Origin of the sequence: Rhodobacter sp. TJ_12 (assembly GCF_020023995.1) — a bacterium.
Classification (GTDB): domain Bacteria; phylum Pseudomonadota; class Alphaproteobacteria; order Rhodobacterales; family Rhodobacteraceae; genus Rhodobacter.
The window spans coordinates 1-19,134 of sequence record NZ_NRRD01000034.1 but is presented as its reverse complement, the minus strand read 5'-3'; the positions used below and the strand labels follow the sequence as shown (position 1 = coordinate 19,134).

At 62.4% G+C, this 19,134-nt stretch carries 17 protein-coding genes; 9 read left to right on the top strand and 8 right to left on the bottom strand.

From position 1 onward, the window contains the following. Positions 1 to 148: 148 nt before the first annotated feature. The 4 genes from CKO11_RS16595 to CKO11_RS16580 all read right to left on the bottom strand — a co-directional run bounded on the left by CKO11_RS16595 (position 149) and on the right by CKO11_RS16580 (position 4,999). The gene (locus CKO11_RS16595; protein WP_223641303.1) at positions 149 to 1,309 is read right to left on the bottom strand and encodes a toxic anion resistance protein; all 1,161 of its coding nucleotides are present in this window, start codon (positions 1,307 to 1,309) and stop codon (positions 149 to 151) included. A gap of 26 nt (positions 1,310 to 1,335) precedes the next feature. Continuing rightward, on the bottom strand, positions 1,336 to 2,052 hold the full coding sequence (locus tag CKO11_RS16590; RefSeq protein WP_223641301.1) for a hypothetical protein: 717 nt from the start codon (positions 2,050 to 2,052) through the stop codon (positions 1,336 to 1,338). Positions 2,053 to 2,174: 122 nt separating this feature from the next. Beyond that, positions 2,175 to 3,086, bottom strand: a complete 912-nt coding sequence (locus tag CKO11_RS16585; RefSeq protein WP_223641298.1) for a 5-bromo-4-chloroindolyl phosphate hydrolysis family protein — start codon at positions 3,084 to 3,086, stop codon at positions 2,175 to 2,177. Between the two features lie 203 nt (positions 3,087 to 3,289). Continuing rightward, positions 3,290 to 4,999 carry a pseudouridine synthase gene (locus CKO11_RS16580; protein WP_223641295.1) on the bottom strand — a complete coding sequence of 570 codons (1,710 nt, stop codon included), beginning with the start codon at positions 4,997 to 4,999 and terminating at the stop codon, positions 3,290 to 3,292. Positions 5,000 to 5,118: 119 nt separating this feature from the next. Here CKO11_RS16580 and CKO11_RS16575 point away from each other — a divergent pair, with 119 nt between their 5' ends. Then, positions 5,119 to 5,568: a nucleoside deaminase gene (locus CKO11_RS16575; RefSeq protein WP_223641292.1), complete on the top strand. Its 450-nt coding sequence runs from the start codon at positions 5,119 to 5,121 to the stop codon at positions 5,566 to 5,568. Between the two features lie 51 nt (positions 5,569 to 5,619). Here CKO11_RS16575 and CKO11_RS16570 read toward each other — a convergent pair whose 3' ends face one another. The 3 genes from CKO11_RS16570 to CKO11_RS16560 all read right to left on the bottom strand — a co-directional run bounded on the left by CKO11_RS16570 (position 5,620) and on the right by CKO11_RS16560 (position 8,285). Next, entirely contained in the window at positions 5,620 to 6,384 is a 765-nt protein-coding gene (locus CKO11_RS16570) for an ABC transporter permease (protein ID WP_223641290.1), read from the bottom strand. Beyond that, positions 6,384 to 7,172 (bottom strand): ABC transporter ATP-binding protein, encoded by a 789-nt coding sequence (locus tag CKO11_RS16565; RefSeq protein WP_223641287.1) that lies wholly within the window; start codon positions 7,170 to 7,172, stop codon positions 6,384 to 6,386. The genes CKO11_RS16570 and CKO11_RS16565 overlap by 1 nt, the downstream gene beginning before the upstream one ends. Before the next feature lie 108 nt (positions 7,173 to 7,280). Further along, a complete protein-coding gene (locus CKO11_RS16560; RefSeq protein WP_223641284.1) occupies positions 7,281 to 8,285 on the bottom strand; it encodes an ABC transporter substrate-binding protein in 1,005 nt (334 codons plus the stop codon). 287 nt (positions 8,286 to 8,572) lie between these two features. Between CKO11_RS16560 and nudC the strand changes: the two genes are divergently transcribed. After that, a complete protein-coding gene (gene nudC, locus CKO11_RS16555) occupies positions 8,573 to 9,529 on the top strand; it encodes an NAD(+) diphosphatase (protein WP_223641281.1) in 957 nt (318 codons plus the stop codon). Between the two features lie 89 nt (positions 9,530 to 9,618). Continuing rightward, positions 9,619 to 10,077 (top strand): hypothetical protein, encoded by a 459-nt coding sequence (locus CKO11_RS16550; RefSeq protein WP_223641278.1) that lies wholly within the window; start codon positions 9,619 to 9,621, stop codon positions 10,075 to 10,077. Between the two features lie 228 nt (positions 10,078 to 10,305). Here CKO11_RS16550 and CKO11_RS16545 read toward each other — a convergent pair whose 3' ends face one another. Continuing rightward, entirely contained in the window at positions 10,306 to 11,151 is an 846-nt protein-coding gene (locus CKO11_RS16545) for a prephenate dehydratase (RefSeq protein ID WP_223641275.1), read from the bottom strand. A 222-nt stretch (positions 11,152 to 11,373) separates the two neighbouring features. Between CKO11_RS16545 and CKO11_RS16540 the strand changes: the two genes are divergently transcribed. The 6 genes from CKO11_RS16540 (at position 11,374) to CKO11_RS16515 (ending at position 19,116) form a co-directional block, all read left to right on the top strand. Further along, positions 11,374 to 11,946, top strand: coding sequence for a c-type cytochrome (locus CKO11_RS16540; protein ID WP_223641272.1), 573 nt, complete (start codon positions 11,374 to 11,376; stop codon positions 11,944 to 11,946). 182 nt (positions 11,947 to 12,128) lie between these two features. Next, positions 12,129 to 13,964: an extracellular solute-binding protein gene (locus CKO11_RS16535; RefSeq protein WP_411742023.1), complete on the top strand. Its 1,836-nt coding sequence runs from the start codon at positions 12,129 to 12,131 to the stop codon at positions 13,962 to 13,964. Between the two features lie 49 nt (positions 13,965 to 14,013). Continuing rightward, complete coding sequence (locus CKO11_RS16530) at positions 14,014 to 15,165, top strand: microcin C ABC transporter permease YejB (RefSeq protein WP_223641268.1); 1,152 nt, start codon at positions 14,014 to 14,016, stop codon at positions 15,163 to 15,165. Next, positions 15,165 to 16,271, top strand: a complete 1,107-nt coding sequence (locus CKO11_RS16525) for an ABC transporter permease (protein ID WP_223641266.1) — start codon at positions 15,165 to 15,167, stop codon at positions 16,269 to 16,271. The genes CKO11_RS16530 and CKO11_RS16525 overlap by 1 nt, the downstream gene beginning before the upstream one ends. Then, positions 16,268 to 17,890: an ABC transporter ATP-binding protein gene (locus tag CKO11_RS16520; RefSeq protein WP_223641264.1), complete on the top strand. Its 1,623-nt coding sequence runs from the start codon at positions 16,268 to 16,270 to the stop codon at positions 17,888 to 17,890. The genes CKO11_RS16525 and CKO11_RS16520 overlap by 4 nt, the downstream gene beginning before the upstream one ends. Then, on the top strand, positions 17,887 to 19,116 hold the full coding sequence (locus CKO11_RS16515; RefSeq protein ID WP_223641261.1) for a glycosyltransferase: 1,230 nt from the start codon (positions 17,887 to 17,889) through the stop codon (positions 19,114 to 19,116). The genes CKO11_RS16520 and CKO11_RS16515 overlap by 4 nt, the downstream gene beginning before the upstream one ends. Positions 19,117 to 19,134 lie beyond the last annotated feature (18 nt).

The window sequence follows — 19,134 nt, the reverse complement described above, 5'->3', positions numbered from 1 at the left end:
GGGGCCGGGGCCGGGCGCGGGGAATTGCGCAGGCTCCCCGGGGGATCGATGCAGCCCGACAGCGCCAGACACAGCGCCGCCGTGCCCACCCCCCGGGCCAAATCTCTTGCCCAATGCCCTCTATGCCGGATCGCGGCCCCGCCCATGCTCAGCCCTGCGCCGGTTTCGCCCGCGCCGAAGCGAGCGTGTCGCGCAACGCGCCTTCCAGCCGGACCAGTTCGGTTTCGGCCTCGGCGCGCATCCGTTTGCCTTCATCGGCGATCCGCAGGCTATCCTCAATCGTGGCGATCAGTTCTTCGTTGGCGGCCTTCACGGCGGCAATGTCAAAGACGCCGCGTTCCATTTCCGTGCGCACAACCTGATTTGCCGTGCGCAGGGTCGTGGCATTGGCGGTCAAAAGCTCGTTCGTCAAATCGGAGGCTTCCTTGACCGCCGCCGCCGCCTCGGCCGAGCGTTGAATGGTCACCGCCTGCGCAAGCTGCGTTTCCCACAGCGGCACGGTGTTGACGAGCGTAGAATTGATCTTTGTGATCAGGCTTTTATCGTTTTCTTGCACAAGCCGGATCGAGGGCAGAGATTGCATCGTGACCTGGCGGGTCAGCTTTAAATCATGCACCCGGCGTTCCAGATCATCGCGCGCGGCGCGCAGATCGCGCAATTCTTGCGCGCGCAGCACCTGTTCGGCCTCGGGCGCGGCGGCGACTGCAGCCTCTTTCGCGGGGATCATCTCGGCATCGATCTCGGCCAGCTTGGCGTCGCCCGCCGCGATGTAAAGCGCCAGTTCATCATAGAATTTCAAGGTCTTGTCATAAAGACGATCCAGCGCCTTGATGTCGATCAGCAGCCGTTGTTCATGGCGCAAAAGCGTGTCGGTGATCGTGTCGATCTGGCTTTGCACCTGTTCGTAGCGCGCCAAAAAGCGCGCGAAGGGTGCGGCGCGCCCGGTGATCTTTTCCCAAAGCGAGCGTTTGCGGCGCACGTCCAGCTCACCCTCGGAAAAGCCGCGCAACGCGCTTACCATGGCGCTGAGGCTGTCCCCCGCCGCGCCCAGATCCTTGGTTTTCACATCGGCCAGCATTTCTTGGCTGATCGCTTGCAATTCGGTCTGCGCGCGCGCACCGAATTGCACGATCGATCCGGTATCGGCGATGTCGATTTCGGCCATTCGGGTGCGAATATCGGCGGCCACCGGGTCCGGCGCGGCATCAAGTGCCACCAGATCCGCGGCCGGTTCCGGCAGCGTTACGGCAGCCACAGTCTCGATTTCGGCACCGGCTTGGGCAGCCTTTGCGCGGACAGTCTCGGTCATGCTTCACCCCCGTTTGGGGGCGCTGCTTAGGCGTTCTGCGCCGCGCCCCCGATCTGCATCCCCTGCGGTGCCCCCTTGGCGCGGGCGCGCAGCGTCACAAGGCAATCCAACGTCTCGCTTGTCAGTTTTTCAAGCGTATCCGCGAAGTTGCCTAAGGCATGTTCCTTCGTCGTGGTGCTAAGGACAAGCGAAAGTTTGCGCGTCGCGGTTTCGATCTGCACCAACCCGCCGATCAGAAGCTGTTCGGCCTCGGCGCCGGTCTCGACCCCAGTCGCGCCCCCGCGCCGAATTTCGGCGGCAAGGCGCGCCTGCGCCGCGCGGCAATCGGCAAAAACCGGCAAAAGCTCGGGCGCCAAGGCGCGCAATTGCCGGTGCACCTCGGTCATGCGCAGTTTCACCGCGTGATCGATGCTGCCACCGGCCGCCAGATGTTTGGCCGGGGCAAGCGGTGCCGCCTCGGGCGCGGGGGCGCGCTGCGGGCGCAAGGCCGGCAGCCGGATCGACAGGCGTAGCATCAGCGCATGTCCATGGCGGATCAGGGCGCGATGCCACAGCACCGCCGCCACCGCTGCCGGGGCCAGAAAAAACACCGCCGTGCCGCGCAAAAAACCTGCTAGCGCCCAGGGCATATTGGTCATCGTTTCGGGGCCGGTCTGGGCCGCATCGGCACCCAGCGCGACAAAGGCCGAAAGTCCGAGGGCAAATGCCATCGAGACAACGGGGGGCGGAAGAGTTTTGAACATGGTAGACCTGCCGGATTTTTCGCCAAACTCGCGTCGAAGCGGGGCCAGAATGTGGCTCGGACAGGGTGAATTTTGGGGCCGCAAAAAACGCTCGGTTTCCGGCATGGAAACGGGATTTGCGCTTAGCCAAGCGTGTCGGGGGGCGTCGCAAGTCCCTCGCGTGCCAACCGTTCGCGCAAAACTTCTATTTCAATTTCAAGCCCTTCGCGGCCATCTTCCATCAGCTTGGCGGTGCGCGCGGTATAATTCGCCTCCAGATCGTCCAGCAGCGCTTCGAAATCCGCGCGCGCCTTGGCGTCGCGGCTGCGCGTCCACAGATCGGCGAATTTGACCGCCGCGTCCCGAGCGCCAGACAGATAGACCGTCATGTAGCGCCGCGCTGCGCTTAAATCACCCGGGTCGTCTTCGACGGCGCGAAACAGGGCCCGCGCGGTCTCGGCAAAACGCGCCACCCGCGCGGTCAGCCGCGCATCGCCCGCGCGCGCGACGGCTTCGCGCATCGCGTCCAGATGTCCTTCCCCTGCGGCCACCACTTTGGCGACGCGGTCTTGCTGAAACGGGTCGATGCCGTCCATCCCCTTGTCGCGCATCGGATCAAGGCCAAAGGCAAAAAGCGCGAGCGCTGCGCCGATCCCGCCCACGACCGCGGCCCCAAATATTCCCATTTCGGGAGCTTGCGCCCCGGTGGCCAGCCCAAGGCCCAGCACCACCGCCCCCAGCGCCTTGCGGGGCAGGGCAGGGCGACGGGCGACCTTGCGCGCAGCCCAAGCAGCCTCGGCCTTCAGCCCCTCGCGGATCAAAAAGACCGCGCCAGCCACCAATCCGAAGCCACCCAGACCCCGGGCCAGCGCCACCGGGCCACCCCCAAAGGCATTGAAAAGAAACGGCACCGCCGCCACGGCGATCCAGACCAAACGGCGTGTCATCGGGTGGCTTGGCCCGGTTTCTGGCAGCCGGTCAGGGGCAACCCCCGCATAGCCTTTGGGGGCACTTTGCGGGGTGGGGGAATATTTGCCGCCGTATCGCTGCGCCATCTTAGACCGTGCCTTTCAGCGCGACGGAAAAGGTCAGCGCGACCAGCAGATAAAAGGCAATGCTTTGGAGCGTCTTGCGCGACATGGGGCCTCCGGCTCTCGGGTGCTTTGCGTGAAGGTAAGCACGGGCGCGGCGCAAGGAAAGGGGCAGGGCATAAACAAAGGGCGGGGTGTTGCCCCGCCCTGTTCATCTGGTTTCGCGATCAGTCGCGTTTCGGGCCGCGCCCGCCGCCCTTGTTCCCGCCGCCTTTGGGGGCGCCTTTGGGCCCACTTTTAAAGCCGCCGGGTTTGAAATCGCCGCCCCTGCGCGCGCCGTCACCGTGGCTTTTGAACCCTTCCGAGCGCGGCTTGCCACCGGGTTTGCCGCCATGGCTTTTGAAACCCGCCGATTTGAAGCCCGGCTTGTCGCCGCCTGAACGGCCGCCATAGGGTTTGCGCTCGCCATCTTCGCGGCGCTGGTAGGGCTTACGGTCCCCATCGTCGCGGCGCGGGTAAGGTTTGCGCTCACCATCCTCGCGTTTCGCATAGGGCTTGCGGTCTCCATCTTCGCGTTTCGCGTAAGGTTTCCGGTCGCCGTCTTCGCGGCGGGCATAGGGTTTGCGGTCTCCATCCTCACGCCGGTTGAAGGGCTTGCGGTCGCCTTCGTCGCGCTTTCCATAGGGCTTTTTCTCGCCATCAAAACGCGGCTTGAAGGAGCGGTTGCCCTCGCCGTCTTCGCGGCGCTGGTAAGGTTTGCGCTCGCCATCTTCGCGCCGTGCATAGGGTTTGCGGTCGCCCTCGTCGCGTTTGCCAAAGGGCTTTTTCTCGCCATCAAAGCGCGGCTTGAACGGGCGCTTGCCCTCGCCCTCGTCACGGCGGCCAAAGGGCTTGCGGTCCCCGTCGTCCCGACGGGCGAAGGGCTTGCGCTCCCCATCTTCGCGACGGGTAAAAGGTATGCGATCATCATCGTGATGCGATTTCGAGCCAAAGGCGCGCGGCTTGCGGGCCTTCGGGTCCGAGCCATCGGCAAAATCGCGCTGTCGGCCAAAGCCTTTCTTGGGCGCCTCATCGCCCTCGCCGCGCGCGTCGCGCGGTTTGAAATCGCCTTTCCCTGCGGGGCGTGGGCCACGGCGGGCGCCGCGCGCCTCTTCACGTTCCGTGCGCGAGGGTTTGCCGTCTTCAATGCCAAACAGCAGCCGGTCGCCCAATTGATCGCGCAGCAATTTGCGCTTCACTTCCATCACATCGCCCGGCTGCATGTCATTGAGCCGGAACGGGCCGTAGCTGACGCGAATGAGCCGGTTCACCGTCATCCCGACCTCGGCCATGGCGCGGCGAATTTCGCGGTTCTTGCCCTCACGAATGCCCACGGTCAGCCACGCATTCGCGCCTTGCTGACGGTCGAGCGAAACTTCCATCGGCTGGAAATCTTCGCCGTCAATCGTCAGGCCCGCGCGCAGCGGATTAAATGTGTCGGACATGGGGCGGCCATTCACCCGCACGCGGTATTTGCGCAGCCAGCCAGTTTCGGGCAGTTCCAGCCGCCGCTTCAACCCACCATCATTGGTCAGCAACAACAGACCTTCGGAGTTGAGGTCGAGCCGGCCCACGTTCAAAACGCGCGGCATTCCCTCGGGCATTTCATCAAAAATCGTGCGGCGGCCTTGTTCGTCCTTCTCGGTCGTCACAAGGCCAAGGGGTTTATAATACAGCCACAGCCGGGTTTCTTGCGGCGCATCAATCGGCTTGCCGTCAATCGCCACTTTGTCATTGGGCAGCACGTCAAGCGCGGGGCTTTCGATCCGCTTGCCATTCACAGCGACACGGCCTGCGAGAATCATTTTCTCGGCATCGCGGCGCGAGGCCACGCCAGAGCGGGCGATCACTTTGGCAATACGTTCAGCGGATTCGGGGAGATTGGGGGCATCAGCCATATCTGATCCTTCAAGGGGAGGGGGCGCGCGACCATCGCGGGCGAAGGCACCCTGCTACACCTTTCGCATGCGCTTGGAAAGCGGCTTGATGGGGAATGCTTTGCGGGCGATGAAGGGGGATGACATTTCGCAGCTATATGAATGAAGCGCTGGCCGAGGCGCGCGCGGCAGCAGGCCGGGGCGAGGTGCCGGTGGGCGCGGTGGTGGTTGCGCCTTCGGGTGCGGTGGTCGCGCGCGCAGGCAACCGCACGCGCGAACTTTGCGACCCCACGGCGCATGCCGAAATTCTGGCGATGCGCGCGGCTTGCGCGGCGGCGGGGTCCGAGCGGCTGCCGGGGCATGATCTTTATGTGACGCTGGAACCTTGCCCGATGTGTGCGGCGGCCATTTCAAACGCTCGGATCGCGCGGGTCTATTACGGCGCGGCGGACCCAAAATCGGGCGGCGTGGCGCAAGGCCCGAGGATTTTTGCCCATTCCCAATGCCATCATGTGCCCGAGGTCTATGACGGGATTGCCGCTGAACCTGCCGAGAAACTGCTCAAGGACTTCTTCGCCGCGAAACGCTAAGGCCCGGGCAAAATGCCTGGGCCTTGGAAGTTGTGTCGGTTGGCGTGCGGGTCACCCCGGGCTGCGTTCGGCCCAGCCTGCGAAAATCCGCTCCAGCGCGACCACGGCATAATAAAGCACGATCCCCAGCGCGGCGAGCGCGATCAAAACGGCAAACATCAGCGGATAGTCGGAGTTTGTTTGACCCGACAGGAACAGCGCCCCCAAGCCCCGCCCATGCGGGCTGACGATTTCCACCAGATTGGTGCCGATGAACGCCAGCGTGACCGAAACCTTTAGTGCGCCAAAAAATTCCGGCAGGGTTTTGGGCAGCGCGATCTTGCGGAAAATCGTGAATTTGGAGGCCCCAAGGGCGGCCAGAATATCGCGGTATTCGGGTTCCAGCGTCGAAAGCCCAATGCCGACCGAGACCGCAATCGGGAAGAACGAGATCAAGAACGCCATCAAAACGGTGTTGAAGTCATATTGCCCAATGAACACCAGCGCGATCACCGGCACCAGTGTCGCCTTCGGGATCGCATTAAATCCGACCAGCAGCGGGTAAAGCCCGGCACGGGCGATCTTGGAAAAGCCCATGATCATGCCCAGCCCGGTGCCGAAAATGACCGCCAGCACCAGCCCGGCCACGGTGCGCCACGAAGTTTCCCACCCGCCCGAGATGAAAAGCGCCTTATATTTGATAAAGGCGGGTGGCAGATCGGAAGGCGAGGCCATTTTGTAATCTGGCCAGCCGTTGATCCAGACCAGCGCCTCCCACAGGCCCAAAAAGATCAAGATCGCCATCAAGGGCACAAGGATTTTTTGCGCGGTTTCCATCAGTGCATGTCTCCGTCGCGCCCCTGTGCCATGCGGATCTGGTCTCGCAGCAGGTGCAGCATGTCCACGGCTTTGGGTTCATACAAAATATCGATCTTGCGGTCGGCAGGCAGATCCACATCCAGCACATATTGCGTGCGCGCGGGCCGCCCCGAGAGCACCACCACCTGATCGCCCAAGAACACGCTTTCGCGCAGATCATGGGTGATCAGCACGCAAGTAAAGGGCTCTGCCGCGCGCAGATCGCGCATCGTTTGCCAAAGGTCTTCGCGGGTGAAGTTATCGAGCGCGCCAAAGGGTTCATCCATGATGAGAACTTGCGGCTTATGCACCAAGGCGCGGCACAGGCTCGCACGCTGGCGCATCCCGCCCGACAGTTCCGAGGGTTTTTTGTGCTCAAACCCCTTCAGCCCGACCATTTCCAGCAGATGCGCCGCGCGTCCCTCGGCCTGCGCTTTTGCCATGCCGGGGGCGACGATTTCCAAGGGCAGCATCACGTTTTGCAAAATCGTGCGCCATTCCAACATGACCGGGTTTTGAAACGCCATGCCCACGGTTTTGCGCGGGCTTGCCACCTCTTCGCCGGCCAAGACCACCGCGCCTGCATCGGGTTTCATCAGCCCCGAAACCAGCCGGGTCAGCGTGGATTTCCCGCAACCCGAGGGGCCGACGACGGCGCAAAAGGTGCCCTCGGGCACCTCGATATCCAGCCCGTCCAGAACCGGAAGCGGGCCGTTCTTCGTCCGATAGGCGTGCTTCACGCCCTTGATATCTATGAATTTTGTCATGCAGGCCCCAAAGGCATCGGGCGCGCATGACGCGCGGCCCGGAATTCGTCGGGGCGACACGGCGGAAGGAACAAGGCCGCGCCGCCCCTATGACCACATCGCGTGGTCTTATTGCAGGCTCAGGCTGCCATCCGTCGGCAGGAAGGACGCATCGAAAATATCGCCCATCGCCGGTTTGGTGGTGAATTCATAGGTGGTCGAAAGCTGATCGATCGCCTTCGCGAACCGGTCCGCATCCACACCGCCGAAGCCGTTTTCCTTGACGTAATCGGTCAGCACATTGCCCTCGATCGAAAGGCTCAGACGGCGCTCTTCCAGCGCGGCATCGGCGGCGGGGTTCTTGCCCACCAACGCTTCCACGGCGGTTGCCGGATCTGCAATCGCGTCTTTCCAGCCCATCGCCGTGGCGCGCAGGAAGCCGGTCACGGCATCGCCATTTTCCGCAGCGAAATCGGTGTTGACGATGATCGCATTGCCGTAAAGCGCCACACCATAATCGGCCATCAAGATCAGGCTCACGTCATCGGCGGGCACGCCCAGACGTTCGGCATTCAGCGTCGAGGTGAAGGAAAAGCCGGTGATCGCATCCACCTTGCCCTCGGCCAGCATCGGCTCGCGCACCGGAAAGCCCACGGGCTCTACGGTGATCTTGTCCATATCAAGCCCGTTTTCGGCCGCAAAGATCGGGAATTGCGCCCAAGCGCCATCCGGCGGCGGCGCGCCCAGCACTTTGCCTTCCAGATCGGCGGGGGTTTCCACGCCCAAGGATTTGCGCCCCACCACGGCAAAGGGCGGCTTGTCATAGATCATCATCACCGCTTTGACCGGCGCGCCGGGGTTTTGATCGAGGAATTTCATCAAGCTGTTGATGTCGGTGAAGCCCACCGGATAGGCGCCGGTGGCCACTTTTGGGATCGCATCAAGCGAGCCCGCACCTTCGGTCACCGTCACCTCCAGCCCCTCGGCCGCGTAATAGCCTTTGTCGACCGCCAGCACATAGGGCGCAGCCGGGCCCTCGAATTTCCAATCGAGCGCAAAAGGCATAGCGGTTTCGGCGGCAAGAGGCGAGGCGGTCAGCAAAAGCGCCGCGCACAGGCCAAGGCGGTGGAACATGATGTATCCCCTGTTGGTTTTGGTTTGGGCAATGCTTGCGCGCAGTCTGGGCCTGCGAAAGGGGCGCGTGCCTTAAGATGCGGCAAAAGGGGGCACTCTGTGCGGCGGCTGAGCAAAATCGCGGCGACTGCCTGTTTTTTGGGCTATTCAGTAAAGAGTGTGCCGGAAACGGCAGCGAATCTGCCCCATCTGCCGCTCTGGCCAAGCCCCGCCCGAAGTGCGACAAGCCAAGCGGGCCGGCGAGGCCCGCGGGCATGCCATGCGGGCGAATAAGGAATAGGGCGTCGATGGTGCAGACGGATCAGAAAGAGGCCATGGCCTTTGTCGGGGCGCGCGCGGGCGCGGGGCTGGAGCGCGCGGCGCATCTGCGCGGCGATCTTGCGGCGTTGGCGGACATGCAGGCGCAGCCCGAGGCGCGTTTTGTTGCGTTTTGCCAAGGGGCCGCATTGCTTGCGCCCGAGGGGGCGGCGCCCGATCCGGTGATTGGCGCGGGGCTATATGCTTTGCGCGCGGGCGATACGCTGCGCCAAAGCCATGTGGGCGCGGCGGTGTTTTTGGGGCTTGTGCACGGCACGCCGGTTTTCGCACTTGATCTACCCGAAAGCGCGGCGTTGCAGACGCCGCCGGGGGCGGAATGGGCCGATCTGCGGGGCGCATTGGTGCGGCTTTGCCCGCTGTCCGGGGAAATCGCCGCCACCGCGCGGGCGCTGATCGCCTGGCATGGCACGCATGGGTTTTGTGCCGCCTGCGGCACGCCGAGTCTGAGCGCGCAGGCGGGCTGGCAGCGCAATTGCCCAAGCTGCGGGGCCAGCCATTTTCCCCGCACTGATCCGGTGGTGATCATGCGCATCACCCATCAAGACCGGGTGCTTTTGGCGCGCTCGCCGGGCTGGCCCGAGGGGATGTATTCCTGCCCGGCGGGCTTTATGGAGCCGGGCGAAACCCCCGAAATGGCGGTGCGGCGCGAAGTGTTGGAGGAAACCGGCATTCGGGTCGGCGCGGTGCGGTTTTTGGCGGCACAGCCATGGCCCTTTCCCGGCTCGCTGATGCTGGGCTGTGCGGGCGAAGCCGAAAGCGACGCGATCACCCCTGACCCCGCCGAGATCGAGGCGGCGCTTTGGGTGCCGCGCGATCGGCTGGCACGGATCTATGCGGGCGCGGATAGCGAAATCCGCGCCGCACGGCCCGGAACCGTGGCGCGCTGGATGCTTTCGGATTGGCTTGGCGGTGGATGTGACGGCTGACAATTGACACCGGGGGCTCGCTTGGGCCAAGCACGGCAGAAGCGCGGGCCGCATCAAGACCGTGGCCGCACGGGCATCTGGAGAAAGCCATGAAATTTTCGAACCGCGTCGATGTGGCGATGGCCGCCGAACCTCTTTTCGATCAATTGACCGATATTGCTGCTATCGAACGGGCGGCGATGCGCAAGGGCGTGACGATGCGCCGTCTCGATACGTTGCAGGGGCTGGGCGCGGGCATGTCTTGGGATGTGGGCTTCATGCTGCGCGGACGCGAACGGCAGATGATTGTCGATGTGACCCGGTTCGACCGCCACGCGGGTATCGATTACGCGGGCACCTCGCCCAGCTTTCAACTGACGCTGACGCTGGAGTTTACCGAATTGGCGCCGGGCCGCACACGGCTTGCCACCGCGCTGGAGGTGCGCCCGCGCACCTTGGGCGCGCGGCTTTTGCTGCAATCGGCGCGGCTGGGCCGGACCAATCTGGACCGCCGCTATGATGAGCGCATCAAGGCCTTCTTGCGCGAATTGGAAGCCCGCGCCGCTTAAATCGGCGTGTCCATCTTGGTGGGGCGGCGCCCGTCTTGGGCGGGCCAGCCCGCCGCGCGTCGGGCGCTTTGGGGGCGCTGCCCCCTCTTTGCCCCAAGGGGCAAATTCACCCCCGGGATATTTCGACAAAGTCGAAGGCCCAGCCCGTCAAAGCTTTGGCCGCGCGCCTCTCACGGTCTTTGGGGTAAATGTCCGGGGGCCATGTGCCCCCGGTTTTTATGTCTGGTTTTATTCGTAGCGTTTTGGGTCAGCGGGGTAGGTGCCCAAAATATGCATATGCGAAGTGAAATAGCGCAATTCATCCAACGCCAGTTTCACATTCGCATCGTCCGGATGCCCTTCGATATCGGCGTAAAACTGTGTCGCGGTGAAAGAGCCGTCGAGCATATAGCTTTCCAGCTTGGTCATGTTCACGCCATTCGTGGCAAAACCGCCCATCGCCTTATAAAGCGCGGCGGGAATGTTGCGCACCTCAAAGACAAAGGTGGTCATCATCCGTTCGGCGCGCGCGCGCGGGTCCGGGTCGCGCCCCATCACCAAAAAGCGCGTGGTATTGTGGCCATGATCCTCGATATCGCGGGCCAGAACCTCTAGCCCATGAATGTCCGCCGCCAGTTCCGAGGCCAGCACCCCCTCGCCCGGGGTGCGCGTGCGCGCCAGATCGGACGCCGCCCCCGCGCTATCGGCCGCGGCATGGCCGGTGATGCCATGGGTGCGCAAAAAACGTGCCGATTGCGGCAAAAGAACCAGATGGGCGCGCACTTGTTTGATGGCCTCAAGCGGGGTGCCCGCAAGGCTCATCAGCGCGATGCGCACGCGCAGAAAATGTTCATCCAGAATATGCAGGCCGGATTCGGGCAACAGCCGGTGAATATCGGCGACCCGCCCATAGGTGGAGTTTTCGACCGGCAGCATCGCCAGATCGGCGCGGCCTTCACGCACGGCTTCGATCACATCCTCAAAGGTGGCGCAGGGCAGGGGGGCAAAGCCCGGGCGTGCCCGATTTGCCGCCTCGTGCGAATAAGAGCCCAGCTCGCCCTGAAAGGCGATCAGGCCGCGTTGCGTCTTGTCCATGCGCGCCTCCCGTTTTGCCTGTCTCTCTCTATGGCGCATGCATCGGGGCAGGAAAAGTGCCGATCTATCATGCAAAAGCATGCAATCGGTTCTATTTGACGCAGCCGATTCTGGCGCGAAGCGTATATGATCCTTGAAATCTCGTGCCCGACGGGCGTAGATGCGCGCAACGGCCAAAATAGAATGCAAAATCGCGGGGGAGCCATGCTCAAGACGCATATGATGAAATTGGGAGCCACGCTGTTTGGCGTGGTGGTGTTCTACGGATTGATCTCCTTTACCTCGGCGACGCTTTTCAACACGCGTCCGGCGACGTCCGTTCCGATCGACGAAAATGGTCGTGCGATCGCCATGGACCCCAATGTTGTGCTTGCGGAAGCGGCGCCCAAATCCGCGGCGGCGCCGGCGGCGGCTGCCGAGCCCGAGGAAGAAGAGCCCGTCGTCGAACTCGATCCGTTCACCGAAATCGATCCGGCCACCATCGTGGGCGATGCGGCAGCGGGCGAAGAAGTCTTCGCCAAGAACTGTAAGACCTGCCACAAGGTCGACGGCAAGAACGCCGTTGGTCCGCACCTCGATGGCGTTGTGGGCCGGGCCACGGCCACCGTCGAAGGCTTCAAATATTCCAAAGCCATGCAAGCCCATACCGGCTACTGGACCGCGGAACGTCTGACCGCCTATCTGACCGAGCCGAAAGCCGAAGTGCCGAAGAACAAGATGGCCTTCCAAGGCTTCAAGGACGACACCGAGTCGATCGAAAACGTGATCGCCTATCTGTACTCGCTGTCGCAATAAGCGCATCGACATCCATGTATCAGGGCCGTCCCGCCGGGGCGGCCCTTTGATTTTGCGCTCTCACGCCATTGCAACTTGCCCCCGCTGCCGCAACGCCCTTTAGTGGGGAAAACAGGGAGAGATGCATGGCAAAAGCAGTGACGGCGGCAATCACGCAGGAAGCAGGTCTTGGCGCGCGGCAGATGCTGGGGGCGGGGCTTGTGGCCTTGGCGCTTCTGGGCGGGCTTAGTGCGCAGGCCCGCGCCGAGGGCACGATCACCGCGGCTGCGATCGCCACCTTGGGCGATGTGAAATATGGCCCCGGTTTTGCGCATCTTGACTACGTTAATCCCGCTGCGCCCAAAGGCGGTGAAATCTCGGAATGGGCGCCGGGGGCCTTTGACAATTTCAACCCCTACACGATCGAGGGGCGGGCAGCGGCGCTGTCGTCCGCACCGCTGGAAACGATGCTGACAGGCACCGCCGACACCGTGGGCGAAGCCTATTGCCTGCTGTGCGAAAGCCTAGAATACCCCGACAGCAAGGATTGGGTGATCTTCACCTTGCGCGAGGGCATCACCTTTTCCGACGGCACGCCGCTGACCGTGGCTGATGTGCTGTTTTCTTATCAACAGATGCGCGACAAGGGCTTGTCGAGTTTTCGCGCGGTGGTGGCACAGCAGATCGCCGGGGCCGAAGTGCTGGATGACCGGCGGATCAAATTCACCTTCACCGCCGAGGCGCCCCGGCGCGACATCATCCAGCTTGCGGGCGGCTTTCCGGTCTTTTCCAAGGCGCAGTTCGAGGCCGAAGGGATCGATCTGGCCAAGCCCACGCAGGTGGCGCTGATTGGCTCTGGCCCTTATGTCTTTGACAGTGCCAAGGATGGGCGCACCGTGGTCTGGAAGCGCAACCCCGATTATTGGGGCGAGGATTTGCCAATCAATATCGGGCGCAACAACTTCGACCGCATAAGGGTCGAATATTACGGCGATTATCAGGCCGCGTTCGAAGGGTTCAAGACCGGCAGCTACACCTTCCGCAACGAGACCAGCTCGATCATCTGGGCGCGGCAATATGATTTCCCGGCGCTGCAGGCAGGTCATGTGGTGAAGGCAGAGCTGCATGACGGCAATGTGGCCAGCGGTCAGGCCTTTGCCATCAATCTGCGGCGAGAGAAGTTTTCCGACATTCGGGTGCGCGAAGCGCTTGGGCTGATGTTCAACTTCGAATGGTCGAATGACTCGCTTTTTTATGGACTTTATGCGCGGGTTAACTCGATCTGGGAAAACTCTGAACTGGCTGCGACCGGCACGCCGGGGCCCGAGGAAATTGACCTTTTGCAACCTTTCGCGGCAGATTTGCCCGAAGGCGTGCTGCGCGAACCGGTGGTAATGGCCCCAACTTCGGGCGCGCGGCAATTGGATCGGCGCAACATGCGCCGGGCCGCCGCGCTATTGGATGAAGCGGGCTGGGAAGTCGGCGAGGACGGCATGCGCCGCAATGCCCAAGGCGCTTTGCTGAGTGTCGAATTCCTCAATGACAGCCAAAGCTTCGACCGTGTGATCAACCCCTTTATCGAGAACCTGCGCGCGTTGGGCGTGGACGCGAAAATGGCCCGCGTCGATGATGCGCAATACGAAGCCCGCCGCCGCACCCATGATTTCGATCTGATCACCACCCATTTCGGCCAAGACCTGATCCCCGGCTCTGGTTTGCAGCAATATTTCGGATCGGCGGCGGTGGGCGATGTGTTCAACGCCGCCGGGATCGCAAATCCGGTGGTGGATGCGCTGATCCGCAAAGTCGAAGAGGCCAAGACCCAAGCCGAGCTTTTGCCCCGTGTGCATGCGCTGGATCGGGTGTTGCGCGCGCTGCATTTCTGGGTGCCGCAATGGTATAAGGACAAACATACCGTCGCCTACTACGACATGTATGAGCACCCCGAGACCATGCCCCCCTATGCGCTGGGCGAGCTGGACTTCTGGTGGTATAACGCCGAAAAGGCCGCAAAACTGCAAGCGGAAGGGGCTTTTTAAGCCCTCCACCCTTCGGATTTGTTGAAAAAGTGCAAGGCAGAAAAAGACGATGGGCGCCTATATCCTGCGGCGATTGATGCTGGTCTTGCCGACCTTGTTCGGCATCATGCTGATCAATTTCGCGCTGACGCAATTCGTCCCCGGCGGGCCGATCGAGCAGATCATCGCCCGCGTGCAGGGCGAGGCGGATTCCACCCGCAACATCACCGGCGGTGCCGATGCGGGCCAAAGTCAGGGGCTGGACGAGGGCGGGTATCAAGGCGCGCGCGGCATCTCCCCCGATCTTCTGGCGCAGCTTGAGGTGCAGATGGGCTTTGCCCGCATCGCCTGCGAAGACGGCTTCACCGGGACGCCCGATCTGAAAGACCCTGCCTGCGGAACCGAGAAAATCTCGGCGACCGAGCGGTTTTTCACGATGATGGGAAATTACCTGCGCTTTGATTTCGGCACTTCGTTCTTCAAAAACAAATCGGTCGTGGAACTGGTGATCGAAAAGCTGCCGGTGTCGATTTCGCTGGGGCTGTGGTCCACGCTTTTGGCCTATCTCATCTCGATCCCGCTGGGCATCCGCAAGGCGGTCAAGGATGGCACGGCCTTCGATACGTGGACCTCGGCGGCGATCATCGTGGCCTATGCGATCCCGACGCTGGTGTTTGCCGTGCTATTGATGGTGCTCTTTGCCGGGGGCAGCTTCCTGTCGATCTTCCCCGCGCGCGGGCTGACCTCGGACGATTGGGACACGCTCAGCGTCACCGGCAAGGTGCTGGATTACTTCTGGCACATCGCCTTGCCGACTTTGGCGATCACGCTGTCGAGTTTTGTCACGCTGACACTGCTGACCAAGAACTCGTTTCTGGATGAGATCAACAAGCAATATGTGATGACGGCGCGGGCCAAGGGGCTGACCGAACGGCGCGTGCTTTATGGTCATGTGTTCCGTAATGCGATGCTGATCGTGATCGCGGGCTTTCCGGGGCTGTTTTTGTCGGTGCTGTTTTCCGGTTCGCTGATCATTGAAACGGTCTTCTCGCTCGATGGGCTGGGGCTTTTGGGCTATCAGGCGGCGGTGGAGCGCGACTATCCGCTTGTGTTCGGCTCGCTTTACGCCTTTGGGCTGGTGTCTTTGGTGATCGGCATATTGTCAGACATCACCTATACGCTGGTCGATCCGCGCATCGATTTTGAAAAGAGGGCGGGCTGATGGCACTTTCTCCGCTGGCCCGGCGCCGTTGGCGCAACTTCCGCGCCAATCGCCGCGCCTTTTATTCGCTGATCCTCTTCAGCGTTTTGTTCATAGCCTCGCTTGGGGCGGAACTGATCGCCAACGATCACCCGCTGGTGGTGAAATACCGTGGCGAGTATTTCTTTCCGGTGGCCAAATTTTACCCCGAAACCGCCTTTGGCGGCGATTTCCGCACCGAGGCGGTGTATCGCGACCCCGGCGTGCAATGCCTGATCGTTTCTGGCGGGGCAGAAGCCTGTTGGGATGACCCCGAAGGCGTGATGGCAGAGGCGCAAAGCCAAGGCACGGTCGCCGGTGCGCCGGTGGAAACCGGCTGGATGATCTGGCCGCCGATCCCCTATCACTACCGCACCATCAACAATGTGGGCACCGCCCCCTCGGCCCCCGACCGCGATCACTGGCTGGGCACCGATGACACCGCGCGCGATGTGGCGGCGCGGGTGATTTACGGCTTTCGCATCTCGGTCGCTTTTGCGCTGATCGTGGCCTTTGCTTCGTCGGTTTTGGGCATCGCCGCCGGCGCTGTTCAGGGCTATTTCGGCGGCAAGGTTGATCTGATCTTTCAGCGCTTGCTGGAAATCTGGCAATCCACCCCCTCGCTTTACGTGATCATCATCTTGTTTGCGATCTTGGGGCGGTCTTTCTGGCTGTTGGTTTTTGTGACCATTCTCTTTGGCTGGCCCGCGCTAACCGGGGTGGTGCGCGCCGAATTCCTGCGCGCGCGTAATTTTGAATATGTGCGCGCGGCCCGCGCCTTGGGCGTCAGTGACCGGGTGATCATGTTCCGCCACATCCTGCCCAATGCGATGGTCGCCACGCTGACGATGCTGCCCTTTGTCATTACCGGGGCAATCTCCGGCCTTGCGACGCTGGATTACCTTGGCTACGGGCTGCCCTCGTCTGCGCCGAGCCTTGGCGAATTGGCGCTTCAGGCAAAAAATCACCTGCAAGCACCTTGGCTGGCCTTCACCGCTTTTGTGACCTTTGCCACCATGCTGTCGCTTCTGGTCTTCATCTTCGAGGGGCTGCGCGACGCCTTCGACCCGCGCAAGGTGTTCAAATGAGCCACGCTTCCGATCCTGTTCTGTCTGTTGAGAACCTGCGTGTCACCTTCACCCAAGAGGGCCGGCAGATCCCGGCGGTGAAAGGTGTCAGCTTCACCGTCGCCAAGGGCGAAACCGTGGCTTTGGTGGGCGAGTCTGGCTCTGGCAAATCGGTCACGGCGCTGTCCACCGTTGCGCTTTTGGGCGGCAATGCGCAGACCCAAGGTTCGGTGCGCTATCTGGGCCGTGAAATGGTCGGCGCAGAGGAGCGAACCTTGCGCGATGTGCGCGGCAATGACATCAGCTTTATTTTCCAAGAGCCGATGACCTCGCTCAACCCGCTGCACACGATTGAAAAGCAATTGGGCGAAAGTCTAAGTATCCACCAAGGCCTGACCGGCGCCGAGGCGCGTTCGCGCATCATTGCGCTGTTGCAGCATGTGGGCATTGCCAATGCCGAAAGCCGTCTGGCCGATTACCCGCATCAGCTTTCGGGCGGGCAGCGCCAGCGGGTGATGATTGCCATGGCGCTGGCCAATGGGCCCGAGCTTTTGGTGGCCGATGAGCCGACAACCGCGCTGGATGTGACGATTCAGGCGCAGATCCTTGATCTTTTGGCCGATCTCAAGCGCGATCTGGGGATGAGCCTTTTGTTCATCTCGCATGACCTGGGTGTGGTGCGCCGCATCGCGGACAAGGTCTGCGTGATGCAGGCGGGCGAGATTGTCGAGCAAGGCCCGGTCGATCAGATTTTTGCCAATCCGCAGCACCCTTACACCAAAAAGCTTTTGGGGGCCGAGCCGCAGGGCAGGGCCGATCCGGTCCCCGACGGGGCCGAAACCCTGTTGCAGACCGACAATCTCAAGATCTGGTTCCCGGTCAAGCGCGGGCTGTTGCGCCGCACCGTGGGCCATGTGAAAGCGGTCAATGCCGCAAGCCTGTCTTTGCGCGCGGGGGAGACACTGGGGATTGTGGGCGAAAGCGGGTCGGGCAAGACGACACTGGCGCTTGCGTTGATGCGGCTGATCGAAAGCGACGGCCCGATCCTGTATGCGGGGCAAGATATTTCGCGCTGGCAGTCAAAGCAGTTGCGGCCCTTGCGGCGCGATATGCAGATCGTGTTCCAAGACCCGTTTGGCAGCTTGTCCCCGCGCATGACGATTGAACAGATCATCGCCGAGGGGCTGACCGTGCACGGGCTGGAACCCGGGCGCAACCGCCGCGAGATGGTGGCCGAGATCATGGAAGAGGTGGGCCTCGATCCCGCCGCGATGAGCCGGTATCCGCATGAATTTTCGGGTGGGCAGCGCCAACGCATCGCAATTGCCCGCGCGATGATCTTGCGGCCGCGTGTCGTGGTGCTGGATGAGCCGACCTCGGCGCTGGATATGACGGTGCAGGTTCAGATCGTGGAGCTGTTGCGCAATTTGCAGCGCGCGCATGGGCTGGCCTATCTGTTTATCAGCCACGATCTGCGTGTGGTGCGGGCGTTGTCGCATAAGATCATGGTGATGAAGGCAGGCGATGTGGTCGAGGCGGGGCCAGCCGCCGAGCTGTTTGCGGCGCCGAAAACCGCCTACACGCGCGCGCTGATGGCGGCGGCGCTGGGGCCTGGCGCGGTCCACGGGGGGGCGGAATGAAAATCCTGTTCGTGCACCAGAATTTCCCGGGGCAATTCCCGCATTTGGCCCCGGCGCTGGTCAAGCGCGGCCATCAGGTGCTGGCGCTGACCGCGGAAACGAACCAGCGCCCGTCGCCGGTGCAGGTGGTCAAATACCGCAAGCCTGCCGCGGTGAAGCTGGAGCCACGGCTGACGAAAATGTATGCCGAGGTTTGCGAACGGGGTATGCGCGCCGCCTTTGCCGCGCGGCAATTGCGCGAGCGGCATGGCTTCGTGCCCGATGTGATCTTTGGCCATCCCGGCTGGGGCGAGACGCTGTTTTTGCGCGAGGTCTGGCCCGAAGCGAAGCTGTTGGTCTATGCGGAACTGATGTATAAAACGACCGGGCTGGACACCGATTTCGACCCGGAATTTGCCAAGAGCGCGTTGGAAAATCGGATCTCCACTACCGCGCGCGCGGCGCATCTGATCCAATCCATCGTGCAGGCCGATGCCGCGCTGTCGCCCACTGAATTTCAGGCCGCGACCTTCCCGCCCGAGCTGCGCGCCAAGATCACCATCTGCCATGACGGGGTGGATACCGCGCGGCTGGTGCCCAATCCGCAGGCCAGCTACACGGTGCCGGGCACCGATCTGACGTTGCGCGCGGGCGATGAGGTGCTGACCTTCATCAACCGCTCTTTAGAGCCTTATCGCGGCTATCACAGCTTCATGCGCGCGCTGCCCGATGTGCTGGCCGCGCGGCCAGAGGCGCAGGTGTTGATCATCGGCGAAGAGGGGCAAAGCTACGGCGGCGCGCCGCCCGAGGGCAGTTGGAAGCAGAAATTCCTCGACGAGGTGAAAGACCGGCTGGATCTGAACCGGGTGCATTTTCTGGGCCGGGTGCCCTATCCCGATTTTATCTCGATCATGCAATTGGGGCGGGTGCATGCCTATCTGACCTATCCTTTCGTGCTGAGCTGGTCGCTGATGGAGGCGATGGCGGCGGGGGCGATGGTCGTGGCGTCCGACACGGCACCGCTGCGCGAGGTGATCACCGATGGGGTGAATGGCAAGCTTGTCGATTTCTTCGATATCAAGGGCTGGTCGGCGGCGCTGACCGATGCCTTGGCCAATCCCGAGCGCTATCAGCCGATGCGGCAGGCGGCGCGTGCCTCAATCATTGAGAAATACGATCTTGAGACCCGGTGCCTGCCCCGGCTTATCGACTTTGTCGAAACCGCGGGCGGGACGCTCGATCGATAGGGCGGGCGATAGGGGGGG